At 66.4% G+C, this 11,938-nt stretch carries 9 protein-coding genes and 1 tRNA gene; 6 read left to right on the top strand and 4 right to left on the bottom strand.

The window, feature by feature from the left end; translation table 11 throughout:
• The first annotated feature begins 48 nt into the window (after nt 1-48).
• Nucleotides 49-1,068 carry a rod shape-determining protein gene (locus H5T65_12350; protein ID MBC7260027.1) on the top strand — a complete coding sequence of 340 codons (1,020 nt, stop codon included), beginning with the start codon at nt 49-51 and terminating at the stop codon, nt 1,066-1,068.
• A gap of 274 nt (nt 1,069-1,342) precedes the next feature.
• On the opposite strand, the gene H5T65_12355 is transcribed toward H5T65_12350, so the two are convergent.
• Nucleotides 1,343-2,554, bottom strand: a complete 1,212-nt coding sequence (locus tag H5T65_12355; GenBank protein MBC7260028.1) for a DUF401 family protein — start codon at nt 2,552-2,554, stop codon at nt 1,343-1,345.
• A 510-nt stretch (nt 2,555-3,064) separates the two neighbouring features.
• Between H5T65_12355 and H5T65_12360 the strand changes: the two genes are divergently transcribed.
• From H5T65_12360 to H5T65_12375, 4 genes are all read left to right on the top strand, one after another.
• Nucleotides 3,065-3,469 (top strand): SCP2 sterol-binding domain-containing protein, encoded by a 405-nt coding sequence (locus tag H5T65_12360; protein MBC7260029.1) that lies wholly within the window; start codon nt 3,065-3,067, stop codon nt 3,467-3,469.
• Nucleotides 3,470-3,610: 141 nt separating this feature from the next.
• Entirely contained in the window at nt 3,611-4,774 is a 1,164-nt protein-coding gene (locus tag H5T65_12365; protein ID MBC7260030.1) for an iron-containing alcohol dehydrogenase, read from the top strand.
• Nucleotides 4,775-4,798: 24 nt separating this feature from the next.
• Entirely contained in the window at nt 4,799-6,643 is a 1,845-nt protein-coding gene (locus H5T65_12370) for an aldehyde ferredoxin oxidoreductase family protein (protein MBC7260031.1), read from the top strand.
• Between the two features lie 3 nt (nt 6,644-6,646).
• On the top strand, nt 6,647-7,309 hold the full coding sequence (locus H5T65_12375) for a glycosyltransferase family 2 protein (protein MBC7260032.1): 663 nt from the start codon (nt 6,647-6,649) through the stop codon (nt 7,307-7,309).
• Nucleotides 7,310-7,368: 59 nt separating this feature from the next.
• Here H5T65_12375 and H5T65_12380 read toward each other — a convergent pair whose 3' ends face one another.
• Together H5T65_12380 and H5T65_12385 are read right to left on the bottom strand one after the other, a co-directional pair.
• The gene (locus H5T65_12380) at nt 7,369-9,171 is read right to left on the bottom strand and encodes a GAF domain-containing protein (GenBank protein ID MBC7260033.1); all 1,803 of its coding nucleotides are present in this window, start codon (nt 9,169-9,171) and stop codon (nt 7,369-7,371) included.
• Between the two features lie 14 nt (nt 9,172-9,185).
• Nucleotides 9,186-9,788, bottom strand: a complete 603-nt coding sequence (locus H5T65_12385; protein MBC7260034.1) for a response regulator — start codon at nt 9,786-9,788, stop codon at nt 9,186-9,188.
• A 296-nt stretch (nt 9,789-10,084) separates the two neighbouring features.
• Between H5T65_12385 and H5T65_12390 the strand changes: the two genes are divergently transcribed.
• Nucleotides 10,085-10,160, top strand: a tRNA-His gene (locus tag H5T65_12390).
• A gap of 93 nt (nt 10,161-10,253) precedes the next feature.
• On the opposite strand, the gene H5T65_12395 is transcribed toward H5T65_12390, so the two are convergent.
• Complete coding sequence (locus H5T65_12395; protein MBC7260035.1) at nt 10,254-11,684, bottom strand: hypothetical protein; 1,431 nt, start codon at nt 11,682-11,684, stop codon at nt 10,254-10,256.
• Between the last annotated feature and the right edge of the window lie 254 nt (nt 11,685-11,938).

Consider the following 11,938-nt stretch of genomic DNA (forward strand, 5'->3'; position numbering starts at 1 on the left):
CGGGTCAATGCATTCATTCCCCCGACCGAAACCAAAAGGGGTACATACATGCTGGAAAAGCAAATCGGAGTGGACCTCGGAACGGTCAACATCCGAGTGTTCGTGAGAGGCAAGGGCGTCGTCCTGCACGAGCCTTCCATCGTGGCGATTTCCGTGCTGGAGAACAAAATCGTCGCGGTGGGCAACGAGGCCCGCACCATGTTGGGGCGCACGCCCGAAAGCATAGAGGTGGCGCGCCCGCTCAAGGACGGCGTCATCGCCGAGTTTGACGTTACCGAGAGCATGTTGCGCTATTTCATTGAGAAGGTCTGCGGCAGGTTCCGCCTGTTCCGGCCCGAGGTGATGATCAGCGTGCCGGTGGGCGTTACCTCGGTGGAAAGCCGCGCGGTGCGCGATGCGGCCCTCCAGGCCGGCGGCAAGCAGGCGTATCTCATCCCCGAACCGCTGGCGGCAGCGCTGGGCGCGGGTCTGCCCACCGGCACACCCACGGGCAACATGGTGGTGGATATCGGCGGGGGCACTACGGAAGCCGCCGTGATCTCCATGAACGACATCGTCGTGTCCGACTCCGTGCGCGTAGGCGGCAACAAACTGGATGAGGCCATCGCCGCATACATCCGCAAGAAATACAATCTCCTCGTCGGCGACGCAACGGCCGAGGAGATCAAGATTCAAATCGGCAGCGCCCTCCCGCTGGACGAGGATTTGGTGATGGAAGTGCGCGGCCGCGATCAGGTTGCCGGACTCCCTCGCACCATCCAGGTAAGTTCGGGCGAGGTAACCGAGGCCATCGCGGAGCCGCTGGCGGCCATCGTCGGCGTGGTCAAGGGCGTGCTGGAGAAGACCCCGCCCGAACTGGCTGCCGACATCATTGACCGAGGCATGGTCATCGTGGGCGGCGGCGCGCTCCTGCGCCAGGTGGACGCCATGCTCACCCAGGCTACGGGCGTGCCCTGCTTCGTCGCCGAGGAGCCGCAGTTGTGCGTGGCGCTGGGCACGGGCAAGGCCTTTGAGAGCGGCCACATCATGCGCCGCTTGACCCTTCAGGCGAAGGCTAGCCCCATCTAGGGGATTCACACCGCAGAGATCACCGAGAACGCGGAGAGTTCAGGGTGAATCTCTGCGCTTTTTGTGTGAAATACTATTCTCACACAAAGGCACGAAGGCACAGAGGGTTTTCCCCGTGTCTTTGTCCTCTGGTATCTCTGTGCCTTTTTGTGTGAAAAATGATGTCTACCTCACCTAACCCCTCCCGCACCAGGGCTGGGGTGGGGATAGGTGAGGTCAAGCAGGGTGGCTTTCCATAGCCCCCGCAGGGGGCGGGTATGGAAACCTGCTCCTACTAGCCCGCGAGCGCAATCGCCACCGCCACGGCCATCACCACCACCTGCGCAACCAACACCGGCCGCATCATCCGCCCCCAGTCGGCCCGGAAATAGTCGCGCGTCAGAATCAGGCAGAGGTGCACTGGCGACAGCATCAGCCCCGTCATCCCGCCGGCGTACATCAGCAGCACATAGGGCAGGTGCAGGCTTCCCGCCACATGCAGAAGGGGCAGCACCACCGGCACGCTGATGCTGAACGCCGCGGTGGTAACGCCCGTCGCCAGGCCCACGATGAACGGAATGGTCGCGATCATCGCCATGGGCGGCACGCCCGCCGCGGCCAGGGTCTCCGACACCTGCTCCACCACGCCGGTCGTGCCCATAACCTGCTTGAAGACCATTGCCCCGACCAGCACCAGGGCGATGTGCCAGTCCAGCCCCCGCCGCAGCACGCCGCGAATCTGCGCCCACGAGAACCGCGCCGCTACCCCCAGGACCACGAGCACCACCGGCAGCGTGATCAGCAAGTCCACGTCCAGCGCCATCGTGGCCACGACCACCAGCAGCACCGGCCAGATGCTGCGCGCCAAAGCCTCCAGGCTGCGGCGGCGGTTGATGTGGGGCACGTCGCTGTCGTTCTTGCGGAAGCGGGCCAGCACGATCCCCCATCCCGCCGCGACGGCCGCCACCGTCAGCGGCCATTGGTTGCGCGTGAACGTGCCCAGGGGGACGGCGAGAAGCGCAGAGCAGAGCACCAGCGCCGGATACAGCGGCATGATGTATTCCCAGATGTGGCGGAACCAGTAGTTGGCGAAGGCTTTCTGGTTGTTATCCACCTGGAAGTGGCGACCCACTTCGGCCACCATGGGGGCCGAGAACATGGCGCCGCCGGGCATGGGCAGCAGGCCGGCAAGCGCGGGCACCATCGCCAGCACCACCCGCGCGTCGCTGATGAGTTCCAGCAGCGACTGCACCATGGATTCCATGTAGCGGGAGGCTTTCAGCGCCTCGGTGAGGGTGAGGATGAGGATGACGATGACCACCAGACGGAGGGTGTCGGCGCTGGTGGCGGCGCTCCACGCGTCCAGCGCCAGGGCCTGGGGCGCGCGCCCCATGAGCAGACCCAGGGCCAGCGCGCCCGCCAGCAACGTTGCGCCTACGTCCGCGCGGCGGTTGAGCGCGATGATGACGGCGGCGAAGACAAGCAGCAGTTTCAGGAGTGCGATCATGGCGTTGTCGGCGATGCTCCTCGTTTGCGGCAGATTGGCCCTTGCGGCCGGACGTGAGTATAGGCCGAAGCCGCCCGCGCGTCAAACCGCCGCCGAGGCGATGGATAGTGTATACATGTCGGTGGACTTTCGTCAGGCCGATGAGCGGCAGCACGAAACGCATAGACCGCAGGGCCGGTTTCCACGCTGGATTCACCGCCGAGCGCGCGGAGACCGCAGAGCCTCACCCTGAAATCTCCGTGTTCTCGGTGATCTCCGCGGTGAGAATCCCTCCTCGCGCGCAGGGCAGTTTCCCATACCTGCCCCGCGGACGAGTTGACATCCCCAGCATGTGCCTTGTATAATGTTTCACGTATTCACCGCGCAGAGGAGGATCGCCGATGATGCGTCCGCGCACAGCGCAGCGCCCGCCGAAGCCGGCGCCCCAAGTCCTGCACCCGCCACGGCCGCTGCCAGGCGGCCCCTATCGTTTCGCGCCCGATCCCCAAATCCTTACATGAGGAGGTCGCCATGCCGAAGTTTCCATCTCACGAATGGGTAGTCGCGCTCTGCGAGGCTCTCAACAACAGCCAGGCCTACGCCGAGGCCGCCAAGAACTGGGAGGGGGATTTCTACTTCATCGTAGAGCCAGGTGGCCCCCTGACCCAGCAGGCCATCCTGTACATGGACCTGTGGCACGGCAAGTGCCGTGAGGCGAAGGGAATCACCGACCCCGCCGAGAAAAACCCCGCGTTCGTCATGAGTGCCAACTACGACACCTGGGTGAAAGTCATCAAGGCCGAGTTGGACCCGATCCAGGGCCTGATGACGCGCAAACTCAAACTCAAGGGCAACATGACGATGATCATGAAGAACGTCAAGGCGGCCCAGGAACTGGTCAAGTGCTGCGCCCTCGTGCCCACCGAGTGGGCCTGATTGCCGCAGCGTCCCCGCGGCGCGCGTGCCCTTGACCTGCGCCCGACATCGGCCAGCCGTAGCCGCAGGAGGCGAACCCAGCGTTCGCCCCCTGCCCGTATCGGCGTTGCTTGGGACCAAAACCGTCCCGTGGAGGTGAGTATGTGGTTTTTCCGCAGCCCGCAAATCATCTTTGGACCTGAATCGCTGGACTACCTGGTTGAGATTCCCGCGCGCCAGGCGCTCATCATCACCGATGCCGCCCTGGTGCAGTTGGGGCTGGTGGACCTGGTAACCCGCAGGTTGGAACAGGCGGGCATCGCCTACACCCTCTTCGCCGAGGTCTCTGCGGAGCCGACGCTGGAACTGGCCCTGCGCGGGGCCGAGGTCGCCCGCCAGGTGAGGCCCGACCTCATCATCGGCCTGGGCGGCGGCTCCGCCATGGACACCGCCAAGACCGTCCGCGTCCTCTACGAGCGGCCCGACCTGCCCGTGGATGGAATCTGCCCCCTGGAGCCGCTGAACCTGAGCAAAGAGGTTCGCCTCGTTACCATCCCCACCACCAGCGGCACCGGCGCCGATGTGGGATGGGGCGTGGTGCTCACCGACGAGGCCAGCCACCGCAAACTCGTCCTCGGCTCGCCCGAGGGCCTGGCCGATTTCGCCATCGTGGACCCCATCTTCACCCTCAACCTGCCGACCGCCATCACGCGGGACACCGGCATGGATGTGCTGGCCCATTCCATAGAATGCTTCGTCGGGGCGTGGCGCAACGATTTCACCGACGGCCTGATGATCAAGTCCACGGAACTCGTGCTGACCTACCTGCCGCGCGCGTGCAAGAACCCCCACGACGAAGAGGCCCGCGAGCACATGCACAACGCCGCCACCATCGCGGGCCTGGGCCTGGGCAACGCCCAAATCGGCATTTGCCACAGCATGGCCCACGCCCTGGGCGGGCTGTTCCACGCGCCCCACGGCCGACTCATCGGCATCTGCCTGCCCTACACCCTGGAGTTCGCCGCCAACGGCATGCCCGACAATCTGGCCGCGTTGGCCCGCTACCTGGGCCTCACGACCGCCTCGGGCAAGGAAGGCGCCGACGCCCTGGTCAACGCCGTGCACCAACTGGTGCGGGAAATCGGCCACCCCCGATCGCTCAAGGAGATCGGCATCGCCGAGGAGGAATTCGCGGCGGGCCTGCCGCTCCTGGTGGACAACGCGTCGCAGGACCCCTGCACCATCACCAGCCCGCGCGTCCCCGAGACCGAGGAGTTCGTCCGCCTGTTCTGGTGCGTGTATCACGGCACGCCCGTAACGTTCTGACCACCCGCAAGGAGGATGCCGGCCATGGGCGGCTACATGGGAAAGATTCTGCGCGTAAACCTGACCACCGGAGACATCCGCGACGAGGACATCAACCCTGACTGGGCGGCGCAGTTCATCGGAGGGGCCGGGCTGGCCGCCTGCTACCTGTGGGAGCACCTCACGCCCGACGTGGATCCCCTGGGGCCCGAGAACCCGCTGGTCTTCATGACCGGCCCCCTTACCGGCACCGCCGCGCCCTCCACGGGCCGATTTGTGGTCTGCGCCCGCTCCCCGCTCACCGGATTGTGGGGCGAGTCCAACTCCGGTGGGTTCTGGGGGCCTGAACTCAAATTCGCGGGCTACGACGGCATCGTCATCACGGGGCGCGCGCCCGAGCCGGCGTACCTGGCCGTGGCCGACGGCAAAGCCACCCTGCGGCCGGCGGCGCACCTGTGGGGGCTGGACGCCTACGAGACGCAGCGCGTCGTGAAAGAGGAGATGGGCGACCGGCGAACGCGCGTGGCCTGTATCGGCGCTGCGGGCGAGTCGCGGGTGAAGTACGCCGCCATCATGAACGATCACGGGCGGGCGGCGGGCCGCACCGGCATGGGCGCGGTCATGGGCGCCAAAAACCTCAAGGCCATCGCCGTCCTGGGCCACGGCAAAGTGCCCGTGGCCGATGCGGACGCCCTACACGCCGCCGTGCAGGACATCGCGGCGTTCATCCAGGAAGACCCCGCCAGCCAGGTGTTCCGGCTCATGGGCACGGCCAACGGCGTCATGCTCCAGGCCGACATCGGCGACATGCCCAGCCGCCACTTCATGGGCGGGGTGTTCCCGAACGCGCTGGACATCAGCGGCCCCACCATGAGCGAGACCATCCTCCAGCGCCGCGCGTCGTGCTTCCGCTGCCCCATCGGCTGCGGGCGTCGGACCGCGCCCACCCGCGACCCCTGGGCCACGCCCGCCGTGGACGGCCCCGAATACGAGACCATCGCCAGTTTCGGGTCGCTGCTGGACTGCGCCGACCTGGAGGCGGTAGCGCGGGCCAACCACCTGTGCAACGTCCACGGCCTGGACACCATCTCCTGCGGCGTTACGCTGGCTCTGGCGTACCAGATGTTTGAATCGGGCGTGCTCACCGAGCGCGACACCGACGGCCTGCGCTTGCAGTGGGGCGACCTGGGGCCGGCCATCGCCCTCATCCCGAGAATCGCGCGCAGGGAGGGGTTTGGAGCGCTTCTGGCCGACGGCGCGCTGGCCCTGGCCCGGCGGTTCGGTGTGGAGGACTGGGCCGTGCACGTGAAGGGGCTGGAGGTGCCCATGCACGACCCCCGCGCCAACATCGGCATGGCCCTGGTGTATGCCACAGGCCCCCGCGGCGCTTCCCACATGGACGCCGACATCTACATGGTGGACCTGGGCCAGGAGCAGGCCGAACTGGGCATCTTCGCAGGCGACCGCTTTGACCAAAGCGCCGACAAGGTGGGCGTCGTCATCCGCATGCAGAACTACCACGCTTTCACCAATTCGCTCATCGCCTGCTCCAACGCCTTCTACGGCTCTCACCGATGGCGGGCGCTGTACACTGCCGTAACGGGCCGCGACCTGTCGCCCGACGACCTGCTGCTCACCGGCGAGCGCGTCTTCAACCTGAAGCGCGCCATCGCCAACCGCCTGGGCGCAACGCGCGACGACGACCGCCTGCCCCCCATCCTGCTCAAGCCGCTGCCCGAAGGCGGCACCGAGGGCCACGTCCCCGACATGGACACCCTCCTGCCCGAATTCTACCGCCAGCGGGGGTGGGATTGGCAGACTGGCAAGCCGCTTTTTGACAAATTGGTCAACCTGGGGCTAAATGGGCCGGCCAACGAACTCTGGAGGTAGATCGTGAAACTTTCCGTGCTGATTCCGGCCTACAACGAGGCCCCCACCGTAGAGGCGCTTATCCGCCGCGTGGCCGCCGTGGACGTGGACAAGGAAATCATCGTGGTGAACGACGGTTCCACCGACGGGACGGGCGAGATTTTGGACCGCCTAGACATTCCCGGCCTGCGCGTCATCCACCATCCCAAGAATCAGGGCAAGGGCGCGGCCATCCGCACCGCCATCGCCGCCGCCCAAGGCGATGCCATCATCATCCAGGACGCCGACCTGGAGTACGACCCCGATGACTACCACAAACTGGTGGACAAGATGGTGGCCGAAAACGCCAAGGTGGTCTATGGCGTGCGATCCCTCAAGGGCCAGAAGCCCTTCATCCGCCTGGGCAACCAGTTCCTGACATGGGTCACCAACCTCATCTACGGCTCGCGCATCCACGACATGGAGACGTGCTACAAACTGGTGGATCGGCACCTGATGCAGAGTTTCCGCATCAGGTGCAATCGGTTTGACCTGGAGGCGGAGGTAACGGCGAAGATTCTCAAGCGCGGCCACCATATCTACGAGGTGCCGATTTCGTACACGCCGCGTCAGGAGAAGAAACTCTCGCCCTGGCGCGACGGCCTGCCCGCTCTGTGGGCGCTCATCAAGTTTCGCTTCACCGAGTAGCCGCGAAGGCAGAAAGGAACCCGCCCTGACCGGCGGGTTTCTTTTCGTCTATGGGCAGCCTAATCTTGCTCTTCGGGTTCGGACTTCTTCCGTCCCGTCAGGTCTATCATCTCCGTTTCCAGATACGGGCGGCGCACGTCGTCCACACCTTCCAGGCGGGCCACAATGTCGCGCACGCGCAACGACATGTCGTGCACGAGTTGGAGCGCGCGCCGGCCTTCCTCCGACAGGCCCGTCTCCTGCTCCATCAGCCACTCCGCATTGCCCAGGATAGCCGTCATGGGGTTGTTGATCTCGTGCTTGACGGCCAGCCCCAACTGGCCGATGGCCGCCAGGCGCTCCGCGCGGACGACCCGGGCCTGCGCGCGCACGAGAGCCAGGTTGCGCTCGGCCAGTTCCGATGCCGTGAGCCGCTCGCGCTCGTAGAGCCGCGCGTTCTCCAGGGTCGCGGCGATGAGGTTGGCCAGCAAGGACAGTGCGCCGACCTCATCCGGCCCGAAAACATCCCGCCGATCCGTCCCGATGTCCAGCACGCCGACGACGCGCCCGCGAAAGCGAATCGGCACGCACAGTTCGGCCCGCGTGGGAAAACTCCCCTCCGCCCCTGATGCTTCCCCCTCACGGCGCACGGCCTGGCCCTCTCGCGCCGCCCGCGAAACCTGCCGCTCCTCGTCCGCCCCCGCCGAGACCACCGGCGGATCATAGGCCCGCACCTCGTCGTGGTCGTACTCGGCCACCAGCGAAGCCGTGGCCGCCGCCTCGTCCAGCAGGAAGACCGCCACGCGCTCATAATCCAGCCTGCGCCCCACCGATTCCACCGCCTGGCGCAGCAGGTCTGGCGTGCGCAGGATCGCGGCCACCTCCTGGCCGATGCGCGCCACGGATTCCAGATAGGCGGCGCGCTTCTCGGCCTGCAAGAGCAGCCGCTGGTTCTGGAGGGCGACGGCCAGTTGGTCGGCGACGGACTTGAGCACGCCTGGGTCGCGCTGGGTGAACGCGCCCGCAGACGAGGCGCGCACATCCAGCAGCCCCAACACCTCCGAACCGAGGCGCACGGGCACGAGGATCTCCGACCGAGACCGCCTGGGGACGTGGGGCAACGAAGCCAGGTTGTTCTCCCATGCCAGTGCATCCAGGCCCAACCCGCGCCCAAGCAGACCATCCCGTACCGCAACGGCGTGGCCCGATTTCCACCCATCCAGCGATTTCCCCGCGAGGGCCTCTACCCACAGGGCGCCCTCCTGCTCGCGGAGAAAGGCCAACTGCTCGTAGCCGAACGTGCTGGCAACCAGGGAGACCGCGCGCGGGAGCAGGCTGCTGTCGGGTCTGTAGGCGATCTCCTGCCCGATACGCATGAGCAGGCTCCACTCCAGCACCCGCGCCTGCAGTTCCTCCAGCATCCGCGTGCGCTCCAGGGTCGGGGCGATCTTGTCGCGGGCGATGGCGATCCGACGCGCCTGGGAAGCGGCGAGATGCAGAGGAGTTCGGCTCAAAAGGACAGCCACGCCCATGGTCCAGCCGGCGGACACGAAGGGAACCGGCAGATAGAACGAGTAGCCCCTCTCGGCGGCCAGCGCCGCGACTTCTGGCGATGAGACGACGTCGGCGTCGCGCTCCAGGGTGCGGCGGAGGACATCCGCCCAACATCCCGTTTCGTCATCGCCGATGCCCTCGGATGTGCAAAGCAGGCCGCCGCTCTGCTCGGGGGCGATCACGACGGCCAGCCCCGATTCGGCGCCCGCCAGTTGCATCAGCGCAGACAGGCCGACCTCCAGCACGTAGGCCGACCCGTGGGCGCGGGCCAGGTCGCCGTCCAGCCGATCCAGTAGTTTCCGAGCCTGTCGCCCATCTGTAGCCATCATTCGCCCCGCCCGCGCTACGATAGGGGAGCCTCGCCGGACGCCGGAATCCCCAGCAGTTTGCGCACCCTGGCGCGGAGTTCGTCGCCCGAGAACGGCTTGGGCAGACAATCGTCGGCCCCGGCCGCGCGGGCCGCTTCCAATTGCTCCGCGCTGCTGTAGCCGGTAACCACAAGGATTTTCATGTGGCGGGTGGACGGATCTCCTTTCACCTGGCGGCAAACTTCCAGGCCATCCACGCCGGGCATCATCAGGTCCAGCACGATGAGGTCCGGCCCGAAGAGCGCCAACTGCCGGCCGGCCTCAAACCCGTTGAAGGCCGTGGCGAAGCGGAATTGCGGGCCGAGACGCTGGAGGTTGCGCACCACGGTCTCCACAATAGGCTGCTCATCGTCCACGACGAGGATGCGCTTCTCGCCCGCCACCGCGCGCCGTAGTTCCGTGTCCACGGGGATGGAGTGCTTCGCCAGGAAGGCGAGCAGGTCCGTGGCGCGCACCCGATAGTGCCCGCCGGGCGTGGCATGCGCCGGCAACTTCCCTTCCTTGATCCAGCGGAAAATCGTTACGGGCGAGACCTGACAGTACTGGGCCACCTCTCCCGTGGTCAGAAACCGATCCACCGCGCACCACCTTGCACATGTAAAGAATGTAAGGATTGTAATGTTTGCAATAGTATACCACAGTTTTCGCCTGTTGTCAATAGGACCGAAGGGTAGTAGTGTGTACATTTCGGTGGAGATTGATAGGGCAGGTTTCCATACCTGCCCCTGCCTTCGGCGGCTATGGAAAGGCACCCTACATGTCTACCCCGCCCATCTCCACCCCAGGGGTTCGGTGAGGTCAGGGGTTCTTGGGGAGGCTTCGGGGCTTGCGAATTTGCGCGGGCCGGGGCTTTGTGGTAAAATCACCGCGCACGGTGAGCGTAGCCGAGCGGTCAAGGCATCTGACTGTGGATCAGAAGACCGCGGGTTCGAATCCCGCCGCTCACCCCACACAAGAACGGGGACGAAACCCTTCGTCCCCGTTTTGATTTTCGCGCGGCCCCGCCCGAAGAGAATAAACACCCCGTACGGGCCTATGCGCCCTCAGCGCGCCCCGCTGCGAACAAGGGGTTGCGCGGTCGCCGTGAACGTGGGCCGGGGCGTTGCGGTGGCCGTGGGCAGCGGCGACACGTCCCACCACACCTTGCATGCAGCCCCGCCGGTGTTCTCGTAGTATTCCACGCGCACCGTGTGGGCGCCAGCCTGAAGGGTGATCTCGCCCACATAGGCGCGGCGCAGCGAATCGTGCCACTCGTCAATCAGCAGTTGGTCGTCCACCCACAGGCGCACGCCGTCGTCGGCCAGGGCGCGGAACCGGTATACCCCTGCCGCCAGGCTCAGCGTGCGCGTCCACCGCACCGAGAAGCGGTCGGGTGTGGTCAGACCGGCGGGCGCGCCCTCGCCCCAGTCAAAGTCTATCTGCGGTTCGTCGCGCACCAGGACCGGCGCTCCAGCCAGGTCGCGGTTCTCGTAGTACTCGCCCTTCCATCCCGCGAATTGCGTGAGCGGCGTCCACCACAGTTTGGCGACGGCGTTGTCCACCGCGTCGTAGTACTCCATGCGGATGAAATGCCGGCCCGCCGTGAGGTACAGCGGCGCGGTGTACTCGGTGAGGCCCGAATCGTGCCACTCGTCAATGATGAGGCGCTGGTCCACCCACAACCGCGCGCCGTCATCCACCGCCACGTGGAAGATGTAGGCCCCCTCGTCAAAGGCGAGTTCGCGGCTCCATCGGGCCGAGAAGCGGTCGGCAGGGAGCACGGGATCGGGCGCTGCCGTCCCCCATGCGAAGTCCACGCGGACATCGTTGCGCTGGAGTGCGGGATCGCCCGACAGGTTGGGGTTGGCCCAGTACTCGCCCAGCCAGTCGGTTGCGACAAACGGCGTGCGCGTGGGGGTGGGCGTGGCCACGGTAGGCGTCGGCGTGGGCGTGCCGGGCGTCGGCGTCGCCGTGAGGGTGCGCGTGGTAGTCGCCGTGGGGGTGCTCGTCGGCGGGACGACCTGGAATGCGGCGCGCGCTTCGTTGCCGGTGCGGTTGGATCGGGCTAGGACGGTCAGTTCGGCCATGCCATCCCAGGGCGGGCCCTTCGGGACGGTGAAGGATTTCTCAAACCCGCCCTGCTCGTCGGTTACGGCCACAGCCACCGTGAGGCTCTCGTTGATGTTGCCGCTGGGGGCCAGCAGGAACACCACCACTACCTCGCCCGGCACCCAGCCAGACCCGCGGACAAAGACGGGGGTGCCCAAGGCCCCCGACTCCGGCTCCAGGCGAATCTGGGTTTTGAACGCGGGCGTCGCGGTGGTGGGCACAGGGGTGGGAAGCGGCGCGGCTGCCTGGCGGTTCCGCAACAGCATGAGGCCGCCGACCAGCGCCGCGGCTGCGCACGCCAGCGCAACAGCGCCGACGATGAGCGCGGCGATGAGAAGCCGCCGGTTGGATCGGTCGGGCTCCGGTGGGAGCGGCTGTCGGTACATGTCTCTCCTCCCGATAGTTTCTCTCCGTCAAAGACGGCCTGTGGCCCGCGAGAGTTCCCGGTTCGGCTCGCCATCGCGCGGAGCAGCATCCCTCACCCGGGCCAGCGTGGGGACGCCGGGCCTCACCGCCGAGACCGCCGAGACCGCAGAGAGAACAATGGATGTACTCACACTATGTCAGCCCGATGCTGAAGCATCGGGCTGAACGGGCGAAGCCCTGCGGGCTAACCACAGCCCCGAAGGGGGCTTCGTTC

This window comes from Chloroflexota bacterium (assembly GCA_014360805.1).
In the GTDB taxonomy this organism is placed as follows: Bacteria; Chloroflexota; Anaerolineae; order DTLA01; family DTLA01; genus DTLA01.

What these genes read in the sequence shown, in the direction of transcription:
- H5T65_12350 (MBC7260027.1), top strand. Translation starts at nt 49, where the DNA reads ATGCTGGAAAAGCAAATCGGAGTGGACCTCGGAACGGTCAACATCCGA.
- H5T65_12355 (MBC7260028.1), bottom strand. Translation starts at nt 2,554, where the DNA reads ATGATCGCACTCCTGAAACTGCTGCTTGTCTTCGCCGCCGTCATCATC.
- H5T65_12360 (MBC7260029.1), top strand. Translation starts at nt 3,065, where the DNA reads ATGCCGAAGTTTCCATCTCACGAATGGGTAGTCGCGCTCTGCGAGGCT.
- H5T65_12365 (MBC7260030.1), top strand. Translation starts at nt 3,611, where the DNA reads ATGTGGTTTTTCCGCAGCCCGCAAATCATCTTTGGACCTGAATCGCTG.
- H5T65_12370 (MBC7260031.1), top strand. Translation starts at nt 4,799, where the DNA reads ATGGGCGGCTACATGGGAAAGATTCTGCGCGTAAACCTGACCACCGGA.
- H5T65_12380 (MBC7260033.1), bottom strand. Translation starts at nt 9,171, where the DNA reads ATGATGGCTACAGATGGGCGACAGGCTCGGAAACTACTGGATCGGCTG.
- H5T65_12395 (MBC7260035.1), bottom strand. Translation starts at nt 11,684, where the DNA reads ATGTACCGACAGCCGCTCCCACCGGAGCCCGACCGATCCAACCGGCGG.